We start from the raw sequence: 21,044 nt of genomic DNA, 5'->3' as shown, positions 1-21,044 counted from the left end.
ACTGCCGCATGTCGGGCACCGAGCCTGCTCGGAGCATACGGAGATTTATTGGGTGCATTTCATCCATGGGCATCCGGCCGTTCACATCCGTCGGGAAGATATCCCCTGGTCGAACCTGCTATCCAAGGGCACGGTCGAAGACATTGAGCCTTCTCCGCAGCAGCGCATGTACTTGCCGAAGTTTGCGCCCTTCGAGGTGCAAACCGTGGAGCCGATGCTGCGCGGATTGAACGATACCCACAACAGACTGAACGGGGAAAATGCGCTCCAGCTCCACCTTTTGCTGACCGAGCTGTTTGCAGCGCTGCAGGCTGGCTGCGCCCGGACGTCCGAGCCGGAGCCTTCCGTCCGGCTGGCCCAGGCCGCCGCATCCTATTTAAACGAACATTGGAAGGAGCCGTTTGAACGGGCCGCATTGGAGGAAAAGCTCCACTTCCAAGCGAGTTATATCGCAAGATGCATGAAGAGGCATATCGGCAAAACGCCACTGCAGTACGTGCTGCACCTGCGCCTGGAGGAGGCCAAGAAACTGCTTGGCGGCACGGTGCTTGGCATTTCCGAGATCGCGGAACGCGTGGGAATACGCGATTCGAACTACATGACGCGCCTATTTACCGCCAAGGTTGGCATGACGCCAGGTGCTTATCGGCAGATGCTTCGGCAGAAGAGGGATGGCGAAGGGCGGGTCACCTGAGCAGCCCTGATCATACGGCAATACCCAGAGATACGGTCAGTGCGTATCCCGTACAGGGTAATATTTCGAAAATGCAGATTGACAATGAAAATCTCGGCGGCTTATAGTAAAGCCACTAAACTTGCAGGAGAGTGGTCCCATGAACTTGCTGCAAACCCTCCGCTCTCGCAAATATTTGCAGCGGATTATCCTGAGCTTTATGCTCGTCGTCGCCATGCTCGCCATCGCCTCCCTCTTTCTGAACGCCGCCGCCCGTGACAAAGTGTTGAGCCTCCAGCATGAAGCCGACGTCAAGCTGCTCACCCAAATCAACTACAACATCGAGAACATGAACGGGATCGTGAAGGATTTGGCGGTATCGCTGTATAACGACGAAGAGCTCATCGCACTGAAATCCGGGGCGGATTATAAGCAGAGCATCCTGAAGATTGAGCGTTTGAACCGCACGGTTGCTGCTTCCCCGTACTTGCACTCCGCCGTTTTTTATAACGGCAAACAAGGCCGTTTTTTCTCGTCGCTGAGCCATGATATGGATACGCGCGTCCTTTACGGCGCACTGGAAGATTACATGGACGCTCGTGCGGACCTGCCGAAGCTGCAGCTCATTCCGCTCGATCTCGACGGGGAGAACGAAGGCATCGACGTGTTCGCATTTTTCATATATGATGGGCCGAGCCTCGGTTCCGTCAATCGGAACGTGCTCATCTTGACCGTGAAGCCGGGGTGGATGCTGGATAATGTGAAAGCGCTTAATCGGGTCGCCGAACGGGAAAACGACGTCCTGTTCGTTACGGACGGCGATGGTCAAGTGCTGATGGCGGGCGACCGCAAGCTACCGCCCGGGCTGGACATCAAGAGAGATTTACTCGGACGGATGGGCTCGGCAAACCATGCACCGGACTCCTTCATCCATCAACAAGGCGATAAGAAATATAAGGTCACCTATTTAAGCAAAGGCTTAAACGACTGGCAGATCATCAGCCTTCAAGACTATGACGACGTGCTGGGCAGCGTCCGCCAGATGCGGTGGACGGAAATGGCCGTGACATTGTCCGTGGCCATGCTGGCTTTGCTGCTGTCCGTACTGATTTCGCTCCGGCTATACAAACCGGTAGGCCGCCTGCTTACGCTGGTGCCCTACGATGGACGTGGAGACGCCAAAGCCAAGGATGAGCTGTCCCTGATCACGGAGAACGTAACGGAAATGATCGGCAAGCTCAGAGGATTGGAACAGGAGCGGGCCACGCAATGGAATATCGCCAAGATATATCATCTGCGGAGCCTGATCGGCACAAGCGACAGCATGGACGAAGCTGCGTTTATGCGGATGAAGGAGCAGTACGGAATCGATATCGCGCATCCGTCGCCGCTTCGACTTGCGTTTGTACAGCTCGACGACCTGCAAAGCCAGGTTCTGCAGCCGGTTCCCCGGGCGGAAGAGCTCTATTCCTTCGCCATCGCGAATATCGGCCAGGAGTTGCTGCGCCATGGCGGCTCCTGCGAGGCGGCGGATATGAAGAGCGGCCATCTCGTTTTTGTTGTCGGGGGCGATTCCGGTCACCTCGAGTCCTTGCACGAACATTTCCGTGAACTTCAGCAAACCATTCTCCGCTTCTATCGGATTACGTTCACCGTAACGCTAAGCGATACCTTCGAGGATTATCGCCAGCTTACGAAACATTACAATCTGGCGCTGCGGCATTCCAACTATCGCATGATATTCGGTAAGGGCGCGGTGATCCGGCCGGATATGATCCGCAGGAACGAGCGGAACGAATCGCTTACCATTCCGAAGGAACTGGAACGCCGGCTGACGGAGGGCTTAAAGGGCGGCAATCCGGAAGAGACGGAGCAAGCGATTCGTAGCTGGAGGGAGCATCTTTCCGAGTTTAGCTTTGACGGCATGTTTTCGGCGCTGCTGCATTTGACCATGACGCTCAGCCATACGCTTGGTGAAATGAATAATAACAACTTGAACCCGGTGTCGGTCAATCTGCAGGCGATCAACCGCCGCATTCTCGAAAAAGAGACGCTGGACGAGATCGAGTGCGTGCTACTGGACGTCGTGCGGGAGGTGTTCGAGCAGCGCAGGAGCGGACGCGAGGATAAAAACCGGCTGCTTGCGGATACCGTCAAGGAAATGATCGATAAGCATTATGCCGATCCGGACCTCAACGTACAGAAGATCGCCGATATGCTGAAGATGAGTTCCGTCTATTTGGGGCAAGTGTTCAAGGCTCAGGAAGGTGCGACGGTAGTCGACCAGATCAACGCGACTAGGCTTGCCCGTGCCCAGCAGTATCTGGAGCAGCAGCAATTGACCGTGGCGGAAATCATGGAGAAGGTAGGCTTCGGCAATGAAAGCTATTTCTATCGGCTGTTCAAGCGCCGGTATGGAACGACCCCGAAAGAGTACCGCCTGAAATGCGCCATCGAGCGCAGTACTTAAATCGCACAGGTCCCATCAGACCCGCAGGCAAGTTTTGCCGTTTGCGGGTTTTTGCCATGCCGTGCTCCGACAATGATATCCATCCGAATGCGAGCGAACCAGCAGGTTCGAAGCAAGCTGCGAGCCCCATCGACCAGTTGGATCAACGCGTAACTGAAAAGCACTGTCTCCTGCACCTTGGCTTTGCATCGATGATGCGAGAATGGTAGCCCCTTAGTGTCGGCAGAGGCCCTGAAATTTTTCAAGTGCAGCAATCTTGGATCTATACAGCCGTCTGTACAGCATTCCGAAATCCCTACAGTCCGCCTGTACAGCAATCCTGAAATTGTACAGTAACGGAAAGTACCGCGTTTGAGCTATCGTTAAACGTGCAAAGCCTGGAACGCAGGCAAGAAGTGCACAAGGAAAGGAAGGGGCTTTCGCTATGTTGAAGAAGATAACACTATCGGGCTCTATGGGCGCGGAACCGGCGAACCGATCGGGAACCGGGCCCGACCCGGATTCAGAACCAGCGGGCACTCGCCCAAAAAAATCGGCGCTTCGCAGGGAGCTTCGCCATTTTCGAAACAACCGCGAGCTGTTTCTCTTATCCCTGCCGGGGATTCTGTACAAGCTGATCTTTGCCTATATTCCATTGGTGGGATTGATCATCGCCTTCAAGCATTACCGCTACGATCTCGGCATATTCGGCAGCGAATGGGTAGGTCTGGAAAACTTCCGTTATTTGTTCTCGACCGATACGGCTTGGCGGATCACGCGCAATACGGTGCTGTATAATGCCGCTTACATTGCAGCTACCACGGCCGCTGCGCTGCTATTGGCCATTCTGATGAACGAGCTCAGGGCGAAATGGAGCAAATTTTATCAGACCGCGCTGTTTCTGCCCCACTTTCTATCCTGGGTGCTGGTCGGATACGTGGCATATGCCTTCCTGAACCATTCTGACGGTTTCATTAACCGCACCTTGCAAATGTTCGGCATGGATCCGATCAGTTGGTACCAGACGGCCGAGGCATGGCCGGCCATTCTCATTCTTGTTCATTTATGGAAGGCAGTCGGCTTCAACACGCTTATTTATTTTGCGGGCATTATCGGCATTAACAGCGAGTATTACGAGGCCGCCCGGATCGACGGTGCGACGAAATGGCAGATGGCCATGAGAATTACGGTCCCGCTGCTGGCTCCGCTGGTCATCATTCTGCTGATTTTGTCCATCGGCAACATGTTCCGCGGCGACTTCGGACTGCATTATTTCATTCCGAACAACTCCGGCTTCCTGTACGGATCCACGGATATTATCGATACGTACGTGTACCGCGCACTTCGCGAGATCGGTAATGTCAGCATGTCGGCCGCCACAGGCTTCTATCAGTCGGTTGTCGGTTTCGTGCTCGTGCTGGCGGCGAACGGGATCGTGCGCAAAATCAATCCAGAGCATTCCCTGTGGTAAGAAGGAGGATATCCGATGCCGAAGAAATTCGAACTATCCAAAATGTTGATCCATCTGCTGTTCATCCTGCTATCGCTGGCCATCGTCCTGCCTTTTCTGCTCGTTGTCGCGGTCTCGCTGACGGACGAAGCGTCGCTTACCGACAAGGGCTATCAGTTTTTTCCCGAATCGTTCAGCCTGGAGGCTTATCGCTATCTTCTGGACGCACCCGACATTTTGCTGCGGGCATACGGGGTCACGATCACGGTGACCGTCATTGGAGCACTGGCAGGGCTTTTGCTCACCGCGATGACCGCATACGTCATCTCGAGACCGGATTACCGCTACAACAGGGTAACGACGTTTTACGTGTTCTTCACGATGCTGTTCAGCGGCGGGCTCGTCCCTTCCTATATTCTCATCACCCAATACCTGCATTTAAAGGACAGCTTGCTTGCACTAATCCTGCCGGTTCTGCTATCGCCCTTCAACATCATGGTCATGAAGGGATTCATGTCCAAAATTCCGATTGAAATCGTGGAATCCGCCAAAATCGACGGGGCAAGGGAACTGCGCATCTTTTTCCGGATTATATTGCCGCTATCCACGCCGGCCTTGGCCACGCTGGGTTTGCTTATCTCGTTCACGTACTGGAACGAATGGTTCAACGCCATGCTGTATATCGACGATCCCGACAAGGTGCCGCTGCAGCTGCTGCTTGTGCGAACGCTGGGCAGCATCGAGTTCATAACCTCCAATTCGGAATTTTCGCAGCAGCTGGGCATCGATTTATCCAGCTTTCCGAACAACTCGGCAAGAATGGCGATCGCGGTGCTGGCCGGCGGGCCGATGCTGATCATCTTTCCGTTCTTCCAGCGGTTCTTCGTGAAAGGGCTTACGGTTGGCTCCCTTAAGGGTTAACATACAACAACCAATAAACATTCAGGAGGTCATGTCATGAAAAAAAGATTATTCGGATTGCTCGCGGTCATCCTGATCGCCGTGTCCGCGCTTGCCGGCTGCGGAGGCAGCGGCGGGAAGAGCGATTCGGGCAGCGGAACGACCGGCACGCAAGGATCGACGCCGGAGGCGAGCGGCGCTAGCGGGCTTGAGCCCGCAGAGCTGACTTGGTATTATCCGCTGCTGCAGCTGCAGCCGGACCAGAAGAAGGTCGAAGAGGAGATCAACAAAATCGTGAAGGAGAAGCTGAACGCCACCGTCAAGCTGATGCCCGTCGCAATCGGGGATTACGTGCAGAAGATGAATACCGTACTGGCGGCAGGCGAGAAATTCGACATTCTCTGGACCGGTTACATGCTGAAACCGGAAGAGCTTGTACGGAAAGGGGCTATTCAACCGCTGAACGGGCTCTTGGATGAGTATGCGCCGCAGCTGAAGACGGACGTCCCTCAGGTGATGTGGGATGGCCTCTCGGTGGACGGGGAAATTTACGGCATCCCGAATCAGCAAATCAACGGGTCAAGATACGGCTTTATCGTGCAGAAGCGGTTTGCCGACAAATACGGCTTGGATCCTACCACGATCAAAACGATAGCGGATATGGAGCCGTTCCTTGAGCAAATCAAGCAGAACGAGCCGGGCATCATTCCGATCGGCCTGTTCGGCGGCTCGTTTGTCAACCCGCAGGCGCATGACGATCAATATTGGGTCGTTCCGGGGCTTGATGATCATTTCTACATCAAGACCGATGACCCGTCCTATACGCTCCATCGCTATCCGGAGGAGGAGCTGGACAATTTCCGCCTGGCCAGCAAATGGTATAAAGCCGGGTACATCCACAAGGACGCGGCCACGGAAAAAATGACCGACTACCAATCCAAGGGCCAGATCGCCGTCGAGTTCGACGTCACGCTGAAGCCTGGAGTCGAAGCAGAGGTCAAGCCGAAGAACGGCGGCAACGATGTCATCATCATCCCGCTCAGCGATTGGTTCTCCAACGGTTATTCGGCGACGACCAACCAGTCGATCAGCCGCACTTCGCCGAATCCGGAGCGGGCCATGATGCTGCTCAATCTGATCAACACCGACAAGGAGCTCTACAACTTGATGATCAACGGCTTAGAGGGCGTGCATTATGAGAAGCTGAGCGGGGAGTATATCAAAGCTATGCCGGATTCCAGGTACCGTCCGAACATGGATTGGGTCTTCGGCAGCGTCTTCAATTCCTACCTGAAGGAAGGCCAACCGGAGAACATATGGGAGGAAACGAAAAAAATCAACGAAAGCTCTGAAATCAATCCGGTCGGCGCCTTCAAGTTCAATTCCGAGCCGGTCAGCACGGAAATCGCGAACCTGAATGCCGTATGGGGCGAGTACAAACGCGGACTCGTGACCGGAACGCTCGATTTCGAGGAGACCTGGCCCGTTCTTTACGGCAAGCTGAAGGAGGCGGGCGAAGATAAATACGTGGAGGAGGTGACGCGTCAGTTCGAGCAATTCCTGAAAGATAAGGGCTTGAAGTAAACGGCCAGTAAGTTTATGGACGGATGGAGACGAAACGGGAGAAACCTGCTGCCTGGGTGGGCTTTGACGACACTGCGCACGGCGTAGGCAAAGCTGACCGGATTCCACGCTGGAGGAAGGGGAGCGATTTATGAAGAAGCTTGTGCTTGCGGCACTGGCGGCAAGCTTGTTGTTCGCGCTGTATCCATTTCTGCCGGCCGCCGAGACGGCGTCGGCTTATGGAAATCCGCACGGGACGGCTTTTTACGTAGCCTTGGACGGAAATGACTCGAACAAAGGGACGATCAACAAACCGTTCCGAACGTTGGAAAAAGCACGTGACGCCATTCGGGCGTTGAAAGCGAAGAAAGGGCTGCCTCGGGGCGGCGTCACGGTCTATCTTCGGGAAGGCCGGTACGAGCGAGCAGCGAGCTTTGAGCTGGGTTTGCAGGATTCGGGGGAGGCGGGGAAGCCGGTAACCTATACGGCCTATCCGGGCGAAACGGTCGTCTTGTCCGGTTCCAAGCAGCTGGAGAAATCCGCATTCGTTCCGGTAGCCGATCCTGCCGTACTAAACCGGATGATTAGCGAAGAGGCAAGAAACGAAGTGCTGGTCGCCGATCTGGCCGCCCTCGGTATTACCGATTACGGCGAGATGAGCCGGCACGGTTATTACTTGGCCAACGATTTGAGCAAGGTGCCGCCGATGGAGTTGTACGTGGGCGGGCAAGGGATGACGCTGGCACGCTGGCCGAACGAAGGAACCGTCCAAATGGATGAAATCCTCGATCCCGGACCGACGCGGAAAGATCCGAACGGGGAGGTCCATTCAAGAGGCGGGACCTTTACGTATACGTATGACAGACCGCAATACTGGACACAGGCGGACGACATCTGGCTGGATGGCATTTTCGGTTACAGCTGGGAATGGTCCTACAACAAAATCGCTTCCATCGACACCGAAGCCAAAAGCATAACGCTCAGGTACGGGGAAATGAGCGGCATTTTCAAAAATTGGTACCCGGATTTCCATTTCGCGCAAAACCTGCTGGAGGAGATCGATATGCCCGGCGAGTATTACATCGACCGACAGGCCGGAAAGCTCTATTTTCTACCGAATGCCGAATTTATGACCGCGAATCCTTCCATTGAAGTGACGATGCTGAAGACGCCGATGATCAATGCATTGGACGCATCATATATCGATTTCTCGGAGCTGATCCTGGAGAACGGGCGCGATTCGGCGGTCGTCTTCATGGGCGGAAGCCATATGCGCGTCCTCCATAGCGAAATACGTAACTTCACCAACAGCGGCGTGCTGGTCAACACCCAGAGCCGGTTCCATTATAACGACTTTACGGGGGTTCCCGGAACTGACCACGAGATCGAGTACACCCACATCCACCATATCGGGGGAACCGCCGTCACGCTCACCGGAGGCGACAAGACAACGCTCGCGCCGGGCAACAACGCCGTGGAGAACTCGCACATTCATGATTTTGCCTATTACCATAAGGCTTACAATCCGGGCGTCCTCTTGTCCGGAGTGGGCAACCGCATGTCGCACAACGAGCTGCATGATGCTCCTCATCCCGGGGTGTTGATCTTCGGCAATGATCATCTTGTAGAGTACAACGACATTTATGACGTTTGCAAAACCTTCTCGGATCTCGGCGCCATATACATGAACGCGGGCGAAACGCCGCAGCAGCGGGGCACCGTCATCCACCGCAATTACTTCCATAACATCGGCGAAGCCAAGCCCGGCGTGGAAGGGGTATATCCCGATAACTTCACGATGGGACTGAAGATCGACGAGAACATCTTTTATAAAATGGGCAACTCGGCGATCAAAAACAACGGCGGCGCGCATATTTTGACCCGCAACAATATATTCGTGGACAGCAAGATTCCGTACGACTACGCGGATTTGTTTCTCGGCGACGAGCCGGACGATCAGGTTCCGCTGAATTACATGCCGAAGTGGGAGGCGCTGTTCGAGGCCAACAACGACTTCATCGGGACGCCGTATCTGTCCAAATATCCGGAGCTGGCGAATTTTTTCACGGAAAACCGCTATTATCCGGACACGAACACGTTCCACGGCAACGTCGTATACAATCCGACAGTTCCGCGAAGCTCGACAACCAATGCGGAAGGTGCGTACGACAAATTCAATCTGGTCCAATATGAGGATAACTGGGTTACTAACGAGGATCCTGGTTTCGTCAATCTGGCAGGAGGCGATCTGTCGCTGCGTCCGGATGCGCAAGTATTCCAGGCCATCCCCGGCTTCCCGGATATTCCGTTTCACGAGATCGGCATTAACGGGAAAGCAGGTACCACGAGCAGCCCGGACAGCTACCCGGTGCAAAACGTGGTGGTTTATGACAACCAAATCACGGTAGACCGTTGGAAAACGGTGAAGCTGCGCACGGCGGTCCTCCCATGGAACGCGGATAATCCGAAGCTGGTCTTCACGTCGGCCGATCCCGGAGTCGCCACGGTCGATAATTACGGCATCGTCACGGGCCAGGCGGTGGGCCAAACGGTCATCACCGTGGCGTCGGCGGAGAATCCACAGCTCACGGCGGCGGTGGACGTCACGGTCGAAGCCGGAGACGGCGTCATGGATTTCACCAATTTCGAGTCGGGGGCGAACGGCTGGCCGCAGGACGCGAACCGCAGCATCGTCAAAGAAGGCGACAACCGCTGGTATAAAATACTGAACGGGGCTACCGCACTCAGCGAGAAAACCTTCGCCGAATATGAGCTGAGCTTCAAGCTGAAGACGCCCGATTCGATCGGTGAAAACGCTACGCTGTACGTGTTCGATCGCCAGGCGGGCAGCGGCTCGACCCGCGTCGGTTACAAAACACGTCCGGACGGATCCTCCTCCTGGCTGCTGTATAACGGAGCCTGGACCGTGCTGCGCGAAGAGAAGCTACGCGGCCACGACCTGCAGCCAAACACGGAATACGAGATCAAGGTGCTGGTCAAAGGCGGCGATGTCAGCGTATACGTGGACGGCCAATTCCGTCTCAAGGCAGCCGATCCGGGCCATAATGCGGCAGGCAAGGTCGGATTCTATGTCAACAACGTCAGCCACATGCTGTTTGACGACATCCGGTTCAAGGCGCTGAGCACGGAGCTGGCCGGCATCATACCGTCCGAGCGCGAAATACGGCTTGCCGCCGGCGAGCAGCATCAGGTGCAGGTAACGCTCGATCCCGTGGATACCCCGGATAGCGGCATTACTTGGCAATCCGCCGATCCATCCGTGGCGGAGGTAAGCGATACGGGCGTCGTCCATGCCGTATATGAAGGACAGACCATCATTACCGCAGTGTCCGTCGTCAATCCGCTTATCAAGGCGGATATCGCGGTGACCGTTTCGGGGATCATGCATGAAACCGACTTCGAATCGGGCGGCAACGGCTGGCCGGTAGACCCGAACCGCAGCATCGCGGCGGATCCGGACGGCAATCGCCGATACAAAATTTTGAACGGTGCCACGGGTCTGCTGGACCGCGTCTTTGAAGCGTATGTACTCGAATTCAAGCTAAAGACCCCGTCGTCGATGCCGGAGGAAGGAACCTTTTATATTTTCGACCGTCAGGCGGGCAGCGGTTCGACCCGGATCGGCTATCGATCCCGTGCGGACGGAACCTCGTCCTGGATCCTGTACGATTCGGCATGGCAGAAGATCGCCGAGACCTCTTTGCCGAATCGCGACTTCCTGTCGGACACGGAATATGCGGTCAAGGTCGTCGTGAAGAACGGGGATGTCGCGGTTTACGTGAACAACGAGCCAAGACTTGCTGCTTCGGACCCGAATCATCAGCCTTCAGGCAAAGTGGGCTTCTATGTCAGCGGATTCGATTATATGCTGTTTGACGATATCCGCTTCTCGGTGGTGCCATAAGATATGCGGCGTGTCCTCCCGGTATCAGGGGGGGCCGCCTTTTACTATCGCAAAAGAAAGCTTCAGCTTCATGAGATTGAGACATCCTGTAACATCAAAATTGACAGCAGGAGGTGCTGCATGCCATTCATGCAACGATGTTTATATAGGGCCGAGGGAATCGAGGGAAATATCCGTTCCCGGCTTCGCGGGGAACGGTTTATTCAAACGGTCGAAGATGCGATGAAGCGGGAGGGCGTATCCCGATTAAGTTTGTTTGCGGATGGAAGCTGGTTGTTTCTTTATTATGAATGCCATGGTGAGCTGGTCCTACCGGAAATTCTGCTGCCGGAAGCCAATCCGTGGCTGGCCGTTTGGCCGGGAGGAGGAGCGGTTCGTCGATGGGCGGCCATGGCCGATATTTTTCATTACCAAGCCCCCGCTTCGGAGCAGCATTGGGAGCGCAGGAATAAAAACAGCGTGCCGTTTGGAAGGATCGCCCGGCTGAAGCCTGAAGAGACGGCCAGCTACGTGTATTATCATTACCAGTACCAGGAAGAACGGCCTGGCGATGGAGACAAGTACGGGATCATCGGCCTGCATGAGAATATGCTCTTTTTCTATTCCGAGCTTCCCGCTACGCTTGAGCCAGCGCCCTACAAAGGGAAGCTGAATACTTCGCTTCGGCCGGATGATTGGGCGGCGGCGATGGATCCGCATTTTATCAAATGGGAGGAGTCGCCGGCCGGACAGGAGATCTGGCGGGAGCTGGAGCTTGTTCGGGAAGTGCGCATCTCCGCCGAAAGGCAGGGTACAAAGCATGCGTAACCGATGGTGCCTGAACGGAGAGTGGGACTTCATGCCGCTGTACGATCAGCCGCAGTGCCGGCAGCTTCCGGATGAGATCGTCTACGAGCCGGAGCCCGTCCTGGTCCCTTCCAGCTGGAGACGGTCGTACGAGCAGCCAAACGGCAGAACGTTCGGCGAAATTCGCGAACACGGATATGCTCCGATGAATCTCTACAGCTATCCCAAGGCGTGGGACGCCGCGGAAGCGGGCGTTCTGCACCGCAGCTTCCGGATCCCCGAACACATGGCCGGTCAGCGGATCGTGCTGCGGCTGGACGGCATTATGCAAAAAGCCGTCCTATTTCTCGACGGGGCGGAAGTCGCGGTATGGGAGGACGGCTACCTGCCGCTGCGGCTCGATATTACGTCAAGCGTAGCGCCGGGCCGTGAGCATCATCTCCATGTCCTATGCGGGAGCTTCGACAGAGTGAAGCTCCCGTCCGGCATGGAGAAAGTGACGGGATTGACAGGTTCATGGTTTGGCAATGTCGCCAGAGGGATATGGCAGGATGTCTATCTGGAAAGTTACCCGGTTCTTTCACTGGAGGATGTAACCATTTGTACGTCCGTGCGGAAGAAGCGCTTGGAGCTTGCGGTTATCGTCGGGATGGCAGAAACGGTTGCAGATCTTGGGCCGATCCATGTGAGGCTGAGCGTACGGGAGCTTGGCATATTGCGACAAGATGGAGAACATTCGGAGGCAAGGGATGCCGATTCGTCAGGCAGCGGCACCCATCGATACGGGGCTCGAGATGCGAAGCCACAGCAAGCTCAGGGGCGTGGAATTGAAACGGAAAGGCTCCTCGTGGAGAGAAGGACAGGAGGCAGACCGGAAGCCGAAGACAAGCCGGCCATTCCGGTCCTCCAGGCGGAGCAGCCCGCTGAACAGGTCGATCTCTCGGCTGCCGGGATGCTTCGGTTGTGCGAGAACGAACGCGGCGGAGCGGTTTATCGCGCCTCCCTCACCCTGGATTGGCAGGATGCCAAGCTGTGGAATCCTGACACGCCATTCCTTTACGTCGCGGTGCTTGAACTTGTAGCAGGTGAGCAGGTACTCGACCGGCACGAAGAGGTGTTCGGTTTCCGAGAATTTTGGTGCGACGGTCCGCAATTCATGCTGAACGGGATCCCGATCCAACTACGCGGCGATTCGTGGCATTTTCAAGGCGCACTTCAGCAGACGGAGACGTATATCCGTAATTGGTACCGGATGTGCCGGTCTGTCGGGATCAACAGCATCCGTCTGCATGCCGAACCATATCCGGAAGATTATGTGCGGATTGCCGATGAGGAGGGTATGCTGATCATCGACGAAACGGCCATATACGGATCGGGCAAATCCATGCTCGCCGACCATCCCGAATACTTGGACCATTGTCGAATGCATGTTCAGCGGCTCGTTCGGCGCGACAAGAATCATCCTTCGGTCATCATGTGGAGCTTGCAGAACGAAATGCGCTGGGTAGACGGCCGGGACGGCTACAAGTCGCATATTCCCGGCTTCATGGAGGCTATGCGCAAACTGGATCCCACGCGGCCGATCATCGCAGAAGGAGACAATCGGCTGCTGTCCAAAGCGCATACGGAGGTGGAAAGCCGTCATTACAACATCGACGGCACCATTGCTCAATGGGACCGTTCCGTCCCTTTGACCTTTGGCGAACACGGCGGATGGTGGTACATATGCCCGCAGAATGCCAGCATGTACGCAGGGCTGCAGGCCTATCGCGGTACGGACGAAAGCACGGCCGGGCTGGCGCTAAAGGAACGCCTGTTTGTGGAGTATGCGCGGCGGCAAGGCGTCTCGGGCATAGCCACATTTAATTTCGCTCATTATTTCATGCGCTCGATGCCGGAGAACGACGTCGCAGCTCCGCCGTTGGAACCAGGCCTGCCCGGCGTCAGCCCCAAGACGATCCCGGCCTATTCGCTGACGATCAACAACGGTATGCTCCCGGATCATCCGATGCACCTTCCTAATCCGGCTTTCGCCATCATGGCGGAGGCGTTGAAGCCGGTTACGATGTTCGCGGCCGAATACAACGGCCGCTTCTACGACGACGCGCCCATCACGCGCAGCTTTGACGTCTTCAACGACACGTTGTCTGCACAAGACGTGCGGATTGAATGCGAGGTCATGCAAGGGGAGACGATCGTGCTTGAGCGTATCTTCACGTTCCGTCAAGAGCCGGCCGAGCTAAAGGCCTTTGAAATCACGTGGACTCCGATCCCCGTGGAAACGGAAGGGACTGCATTGCTGAAGGCCACTCTGTTTCATGGCGAACGTCGGATGTTTGAGCTGCGCAAGCAATACCGGCTTGTCCAGGGAAGCTTGCTTCATGATCCTGTCGAAGTCGGCCGCCCGGCGGCTTACTGGGGATCTGAAGAGGATTATATCCGGATCCGCCGGCTTGTACCCGGCTGCGGACGGGCGAACCGCGACGTAATCGCCTTGTTGTCGTCCGATGATTTGCTGATTGTTGGCAGCAATGCGGAGGATCCGGACGGCAGGCTGGAAGCGGAGCTTAAAGCCTTCGTTGCGAGGGGCGGACGTCTGCTTCTGCTGGAGCAGACCGGCCTGTCGCTCGGTCGGCTTACGCTGTCGCGCAGGCCGTTTCTGCGCGCCCATGCGGGGGATTACCGTCATCCGGTGCTGAAGGGCTTGAGCGACAAGGACCTGATGTTCTGGCACGAAGACCTGCGTGAAGAAGGGCCATTGCCGATCATACGCGCAGCGTTCGAAAAGCCGGTCCATGGCGATTTCACCCTGCTGCTGGAGTGCAGCGCCGGCGATTTCGGCGATGGGGGGGATTTTTGGTCGCCGCTGCTGGAATATCGGAGCGGGAGCGGCATGTTTCTGGCCAATCAGCTTGAGATCATGGCCAATCTAGACCGAGTTCCGCAAGCGTGCCTGCTGCTGCGCAATCTGCTGGCTTATGCAGGGCGGGCCGAGGAAGCTGCCGTCCCGGCGATGCGGACGGCAGGAGCGCTGGTAAGTCCTGGCGGGACAGCGGCAGCGTTCCTCGACCGACTTCGGCTGCGCCATAACGTGCTGGATGCCTCAGCGGTGATAGGTGAAGCTGCGGAGCGCGAATCCACCGAGCAATCCTTCGGCCTGCTCGTGGCCGAAGCCTGCCTGCTTGGGTCGCCTGGCGCAGCCGAGGCCGTCAAGCGCTATGCCGAAGCCGGCGGGCATGTGCTTGTCCTGCCGGCGGACAGCAGTCAGCAGGACACGCTTGCCCGCTTGTTGGGCCGGTCGGTACGCGTGGAGCCGCACGAGGCCTACCATTTAGCGGCAGATTACTCCCACGACGCCGTGCGCGGCTTTAGTCCGGTTGACTTGTTCGGCTTCGATAAAGTATTCCTTTCGCCGCGTGATGTCGTGAACCGGCCGCTGGCCAGTGATCGGCTGGAAGTGCCGGGCACGGCCGATGCTTGCGTAAGCATCGAGGGAACTGCCTGGAAGGACTATTTCGTGAATGGTTACACATCCGAATACAGCCGTCTTGCGCTGGTTGAAATCAACCGCAGGAACGCTCGCCGACCCGGTGCTTTTCTCGTTGAAGAGAGGATAGGGGCGGGTTCCATTCTCTGTTCGCAGCTTCTCACTGATCTTGACAGTGACAAAGCGCTGCGATTGTACACTCGTCTGCTGGCCAATCTGGGCGCTGCCTTCGATGACCGCTTACTGGTGAGCGAGAAGGATGACGGCGCATGGGCCGTGGAAGCGGTTATGGCGCTGTCTTGCCCGCCCTACGTCGATTATGAAGCCATGAAGACGTATTATACCGATCCCGAATATTCGCTGAATAATTTGGGAGAAGGCCTGTACGGCTGGATGCAGAAAAAAGAGCGGAGGTCCGAGGACGGAAAGATGCGGATCGCCCATGCCGCGAATGAGCCATGGTTCTTGAGCTGCTTCGTACAGGTGCCTGATGGAACCGAGACGTTCCGCAAGGGATGCATGAGAATCCAATCGGATGTACCGTACGCCATTTTTTTGAACGGCGAGTTTATACCGGAGCCAGAGCTTGAGCTTGTCCTGAAGAGCGGCCTTAACCGGCTGATCGCGATTCTCCATGGAAACGGCGGGAATATGGACTTCGGTATGGTCTTTCTGCACGCGGATGGATCATACATGAAGGATTTGGAATACCGCATGACCCTGGACGAAGTCGAGCCGAAATAGCGGTGAGAATGGAATTGCGGGCTCTGTTTGGATGGAGCCGTACCAAATGAATAAGTTACGGGAGGGCAAGATGGACTGGAACGCTATCATAGAACAAACCTTGCACACGACCAAAGCGAATATCGCCCGGTTTGAAGATCGGTTTCCGCATGTCGGAAACGGAAACGGCAAATACCAACTGGTGGATCATACGGATTGGACGGAAGGATTTTGGCCGGGAATCCTGTGGCTGAGCTGCGAGTACGGTGAGGATTCCAATATCCGTGAAGCTGCAGTCCGATGCACGCATTCATTTCAAGCAAGATTAGCGGAGCATAAAAATCTGGATCATCACGATATCGGTTTCTTGTATTCTTTATCCGCCCTGGCGCAATGGATGGTTGAACGGGACGAAGCGGCCAAGATCACGGCTCTTCAGGCGGCTGATGCGCTCATGAGACGATGGAGGCCCACGCTTCAGCTTATCCAGGCATGGGGCCCTGAACATGACCTTCAAAACGCCGGCCGGATCATCATCGACTGCTTGATGAATTTGCCTTTGTTGTGCTGGGCAACCGAACAGACAGGGAGATCGGCATATGCCGAAGTCGCCCGCATTCATGCTGACAAAAGCCTGAAGTTCCTGGTTCGCGGTGATGCCTCATCCTATCATACCTTTTATTTTGATCCCGAATCGGGGGATGCCGTACGCGGAGGTACCCACCAAGGATTTCAGGATGGTTCGACGTGGTCGCGGGGGCAGGCTTGGGGCATTTATGGATTCGCGCTGGCCTACCGTTATTTCGAAGAACCGCAATACTTGGACACGGCGATTCGAATGGCGCGTTATTTCATCGACCGCCTTCCGGATGATCATGTCGCCTACTGGGATTTCGACGTTCCGCCAACGGCACTCACGCCTAAAGACAGCTCTGCTTCTGCGATTGCCTCTTGCGGGATGCTGGAAATCGCCGACCAGCTGTCAAGCGATGATCCCCGCAGGGAATTTCTCCTTGATGCCGTTCGGCGTTCCATGGATTCCATGGTACAGGGATATTTTACGAAGGGTAATCCGGACGAAGAAGGCTTTTTGCGGCATGGTTCGTATTTTGTCAGAGGGGGAATTGCGCCGGACGATTTTGTCATCTGGGGCGATTATTTCTTCCTGGAAGCGCTCATGCGTTTAAACAACGGGCGGCCCGGCTACTGGTACGAACCCAAGAGGGAAAAACAATAGAATGATTTCCTAATAAGTGAGAGACCCTGTCATTTCAGAAACAAGCAGGGTCTCCCGATATTATAAGCCCTCGCTGTGCAGGGCTTTTTTTGATTGTACCTAGTGAACTGAGACAGGTCAGCCTTACCGATGAACACGGATAGGAAGCTGAGTCAACATTTGTCCTGCCGCAGAAGGACTCAGGTTATCTTCCAGTTTAAATTCAGGAACGGGTTCAATGCGCGGGAAGAAATCCATGAACCTGCTTATCGCAATATTTGCTTCCAGCCGTGCTAGCGGAGCACCCAGGCAGAAGTGAGCGCCATTCCCAAAGGTTAGATGCTTTTTGTTATTGGCACGGTGGATGTTCAAGGTGAAGGGATCCTCAAATACCTCTTCATCCATATTGGCAGCACTCATCCAAGCGACGACGAGATCCCCTTGTTTCATATCCACGCCGAGTACATGATTGTCCTGTTTGACGGTTCGATCCATTTTTGCAATGTTAAACCGATAGCGGAGCATTTCCTCGATGGCATTGGGAAGAAGCTCGCGGTTAGCCTGGATTTCCCCGTAAATTTGGTTGTTGTCATATAAGAAGGAATAAAACGTATTGGCTAGCAGATGAGTCGTTGTTTCAATGCCTGCGCCCAGGATAAACATCGTCGTTCTGACGATCTCATCGTCCGATAACCGATCCCCGTCCACCTCGGCTTGAATGAGGTCGGAGATGATATCGTCCGCGAGATTGGCTCTTTTTTGGACGATATGAGGATAGAGATAGTTGTAATATTCCTTGGCAGCATGACGTTTCAGTTCTTGTACATCTTCCGAATGGTTTTTGGGCAGGGGAAGGAACAGATGGTTTACCCACTCCTTGAATAATAACCGGTCTTCGGAAGGGACTCCGAGCAGATCCGCTATGACGATTGTCGGCAGCGCACTGGCATAATGTTGGACGATATCAATGACATGGGCTTCACCCATTTCCTGCAGAAGCTGGTCTGCAATCTCTTGAATGCGCGGCTCCCAGAGCTTCAAGCTGCGAGGGGTGAAAGCGGCGGATATCAGGGCACGGCTTTTTTGGTGTTCCGGGGGGTCGGATTGCAGGTTAATTTTGCTCATTTTCTGGCCTTCGTCATTATCGGCGCCAACGCTGATCATCGTCCGTGTTCTTACACTAGAGAAATATTCATGATCCTTGAGAACCCTCTTGACGTCATCGTACCGGAAGACGTTCCAGGTTTGGGTCGCCTGATTATAAACGATGGGCTCATGCTGCAATTTGTGTTTGTACCATTCATAAGGATTGAATTCTTCGATCGGTGAACGGAATTGCGTGATTTCCTCTAAGGAGATGATTTCATGATTCATTACATTCCCTCCAATGCTAGTGTAATATAACATATGTTAATTTAACATATTGTTATAATTGGTCATAGTTTCCAATGACCCATGTCCAAAGTTCTGTTTATATTCTTCCTTGTCGGATTTTGGTTGAACATATACGCTAAAGATGTGCTGTTCAATATGCAGCAGTTTTGTCAAATCCGTCGACGAAAGGCCTGAACGATCATGTATCTTGAACTTCTCATTCTGATCCAAATCGATAAATCCCCGAAACACGGGTATGAAATAAAAAAAGAAATACAGAAAGATCTCGGTTATTTGATGGACGTGAATCACAACATGTTATACCCGACATTACGAAAATTTACGGATGAGGGATTTGTTCGTAAGCATCGAAATGAGCAGGTAGGCAGACCGAATCAGTATGTATATGAAATTACAGAAGCAGGGAGGGAACAAATCGCAAACCTCATTAACGAATTCACCGAAAAAAATGCAAAACATCAAATCGAATTCATGGTTAGAGTGTCCCTGTTCGATCGCATTTCGAAGGAGGACCGGAATCGGATTTTACATAGGAGAAAAAAGGACTTGGAAGAGCTGCTGTCAGATATCGAGAGGAGACTGGATAAGGGCGGGGACGAGTTGTTCCGAGACGAGGTTCTACTATATTCGGTCTCACAGGTGCAAGGCGAATTGGCGTGGATCGATAGGTTGGTCAGCAGATTAACCTGATGGGTAAATACGGCTTCGACCAGATCTCTAATCATCGCAGCATTCAGCACGACGATGTTTTAGCGCAAGTAAAGGAGCCGCGAAATCGCGGCTTTTTACCCGAGGACTTTGAGGGCCATGGCAGTGGATGCGGTGTTGGGCTCGCAGGTTCGAAAATTAAGCAAAGGGTTTTCCGTTGATCTTGACATGCTCCATAATTGTATTATCCCAAACCGGTAGAGCTGCTGTTTCACTTACAAACCGGCTTCCGGATAAGGAGCCGTTATGAAAGATTGCTTCATTGAAGCTGCATTCTTCAAAGAGGCAGTACATCAGATGTGCTCCGCGAAAATTAACATTGGAGAAGTTACATCGAACGAAGGCCGCGTCGCGTGCGATGGCGTGACTTAAATTGGCTCCGGTAAAATCGCAATCCTCAAACCTTTCTCCAATCCGGGCGTTTTTTAAATTTGTTTTTCGAAACGAACAATGATTGAAATGACGCGTCACAAACGAACCGCCAAGTTTCATTCCATCAAAGCGGCAATGCGTGAACCTGGATGAGTTCAGACCCGTTCCGTCCATAAACTTGGCAAAAGATAAATCAACATGCTGAACATCCAGGTACTGGATAATCTCGCTCAAAGTGACACCTCGGAAATCCTCTTGCCCTGCATCTGTGAATCCAAAGGGAGAGGAAGGGAATCTCCGTTCTTTTTTATGCATATTATGTTTGCCTGTAACCGCAGCCACAGCCTGATTGACTTCGGTGGTTTGCTCCGTATCCCATCTTGCGATCCATTGTTTTGCGCTCAATGAACAACCTCCTATTTCCAGAATCGAATGTATGCTCTTAGAAATGATCTTTAAATGAGTCGGTTTTATAGTATCATAGATGAAGCAATAGATTCCAAGATTTGTATGGGGTCAAATCCATGAAGGGGCCGCTAATGGAGGTTTAAGTCATGATCATGGAGAGTGTTAGGGTAGATGAGGAACAATACGAATTGATATAAAGGAGCATAGTGGAACATGGATCAGACACTGGAAACACTTTTGGGCGAAATGAAACAGGAGATCGACAAATGGATGGCCTATATCAGCGATAAAAACGCGGAGGACATCGTAAAACGTACTTCGCTGCAGATCGGGATTCACGACTATGCGCTGCTCGAATATGACAAGGGTAGGGTGAGCATGGCGGATCATGACCTGGACTTATTGATGCCGATTGACAGGGGGACACCTGGTGAGCCGTTGACCGAAGAACATGTGCGAGAGCACATCGTTCCTGAGCTATCCACTTATATGCAGCATAAATTGGACGAGATGCCGAGCTCGTTAATCGATTATCAGTTTACGTTTAACGGCAAGTTTCGAGTGCGTGAAGGCGACCTGAACCTTTGCATTCTTACATATGCAGATGAGACAAAGAAGAAGCAATTACGGGAACGAATCGCAACCTATATTGCCAATAAGCTAGAAGCGGGAACCTATCCGACCAAACCGTTGGAGACGTTTTTCCTGTCTAGGCACATCCTGGACGAGGGACTGTTTCCTGACGCGGATCCTGCATGGATCATTGCCGTTATTGAGCGGGTTCAGCAATTGAACAAAGGGAACCAACATCTCGCCGAGCATCGTGCTTATCTAATTAAGGCTTTGCGGAATTGGGCTGAGCAGCATTGGCTTCCGCGTTATTTCGATAATATCGGGACGCAATGGCAGCCAGAATACAAGAAAAAATTCGACATTCATATGGAAAATACCGAGCAGGGTCCAATCGAACTGCTGATTTACGCGGCCAT

13 protein-coding genes are annotated in these 21,044 nt (G+C 54.0%); 11 read left to right on the top strand and 2 right to left on the bottom strand.

The window, feature by feature from the left end:
• From HMPREF9412_RS25290 to HMPREF9412_RS25250, 9 genes are all read left to right on the top strand, one after another.
• Nucleotides 1–694, top strand: a 694-nt coding sequence (locus tag HMPREF9412_RS25290) for a helix-turn-helix transcriptional regulator (RefSeq protein WP_036673599.1), incomplete at its 5' end; no start/stop codon positions are given.
• Nucleotides 695–833: 139 nt separating this feature from the next.
• On the top strand, nucleotides 834–3,143 hold the full coding sequence (locus HMPREF9412_RS25285; protein ID WP_009594655.1) for a helix-turn-helix domain-containing protein: 2,310 nt from the start codon (nucleotides 834–836) through the stop codon (nucleotides 3,141–3,143).
• A gap of 424 nt (nucleotides 3,144–3,567) precedes the next feature.
• Nucleotides 3,568–4,593, top strand: coding sequence for an ABC transporter permease (locus HMPREF9412_RS25280; RefSeq protein ID WP_009594651.1), 1,026 nt, complete (start codon nucleotides 3,568–3,570; stop codon nucleotides 4,591–4,593).
• Between the two features lie 15 nt (nucleotides 4,594–4,608).
• Complete coding sequence (locus HMPREF9412_RS25275) at nucleotides 4,609–5,493, top strand: carbohydrate ABC transporter permease (protein ID WP_009594650.1); 885 nt, start codon at nucleotides 4,609–4,611, stop codon at nucleotides 5,491–5,493.
• Nucleotides 5,494–5,529: 36 nt separating this feature from the next.
• Nucleotides 5,530–7,056 carry an ABC transporter substrate-binding protein gene (locus HMPREF9412_RS25270; RefSeq protein ID WP_009594657.1) on the top strand — a complete coding sequence of 509 codons (1,527 nt, stop codon included), beginning with the start codon at nucleotides 5,530–5,532 and terminating at the stop codon, nucleotides 7,054–7,056.
• 130 nt (nucleotides 7,057–7,186) lie between these two features.
• Nucleotides 7,187–10,960: an Ig-like domain-containing protein gene (locus HMPREF9412_RS25265; protein ID WP_009594658.1), complete on the top strand. Its 3,774-nt coding sequence runs from the start codon at nucleotides 7,187–7,189 to the stop codon at nucleotides 10,958–10,960.
• Nucleotides 10,961–11,080: 120 nt separating this feature from the next.
• Entirely contained in the window at nucleotides 11,081–11,767 is a 687-nt protein-coding gene (locus tag HMPREF9412_RS25260; RefSeq protein WP_009594648.1) for a hypothetical protein, read from the top strand.
• Complete coding sequence (locus HMPREF9412_RS25255) at nucleotides 11,760–15,977, top strand: glycoside hydrolase family 2 protein (RefSeq protein WP_036673595.1); 4,218 nt, start codon at nucleotides 11,760–11,762, stop codon at nucleotides 15,975–15,977. The genes HMPREF9412_RS25260 and HMPREF9412_RS25255 overlap by 8 nt, the downstream gene beginning before the upstream one ends.
• A gap of 46 nt (nucleotides 15,978–16,023) precedes the next feature.
• Nucleotides 16,024–17,193, top strand: a complete 1,170-nt coding sequence (locus tag HMPREF9412_RS25250) for a glycoside hydrolase family 88 protein (RefSeq protein WP_254664114.1) — start codon at nucleotides 16,024–16,026, stop codon at nucleotides 17,191–17,193.
• 123 nt (nucleotides 17,194–17,316) lie between these two features.
• Here the strand turns inward: HMPREF9412_RS25250 and HMPREF9412_RS25245 are convergent, their stop codons facing one another.
• Entirely contained in the window at nucleotides 17,317–18,546 is a 1,230-nt protein-coding gene (locus HMPREF9412_RS25245; RefSeq protein WP_009594659.1) for a cytochrome P450, read from the bottom strand.
• 201 nt (nucleotides 18,547–18,747) lie between these two features.
• Here HMPREF9412_RS25245 and HMPREF9412_RS25240 point away from each other — a divergent pair, with 201 nt between their 5' ends.
• Nucleotides 18,748–19,257, top strand: a complete 510-nt coding sequence (locus HMPREF9412_RS25240; RefSeq protein ID WP_009594654.1) for a PadR family transcriptional regulator — start codon at nucleotides 18,748–18,750, stop codon at nucleotides 19,255–19,257.
• 156 nt (nucleotides 19,258–19,413) lie between these two features.
• Here HMPREF9412_RS25240 and HMPREF9412_RS25235 read toward each other — a convergent pair whose 3' ends face one another.
• Nucleotides 19,414–20,052, bottom strand: a complete 639-nt coding sequence (locus tag HMPREF9412_RS25235) for a pentapeptide repeat-containing protein (RefSeq protein ID WP_009594653.1) — start codon at nucleotides 20,050–20,052, stop codon at nucleotides 19,414–19,416.
• A gap of 216 nt (nucleotides 20,053–20,268) precedes the next feature.
• On the opposite strand from HMPREF9412_RS25235, the gene HMPREF9412_RS25230 reads away from it, so the two are divergent.
• A partial coding sequence (locus tag HMPREF9412_RS25230) for a DUF6138 family protein (protein WP_009594647.1) occupies nucleotides 20,269–21,044 on the top strand: 776 nt, incomplete at its 3' end.

This window comes from Paenibacillus sp. HGF5 (genome assembly GCF_000204455.1).
Classification (GTDB): domain Bacteria; phylum Bacillota; class Bacilli; order Paenibacillales; family Paenibacillaceae; genus Paenibacillus_AQ; species Paenibacillus_AQ lautus_A.
The sequence above is the reverse complement of the archived record's forward strand: the minus strand, read 5'-3'. Positions and strand labels throughout refer to the sequence as shown.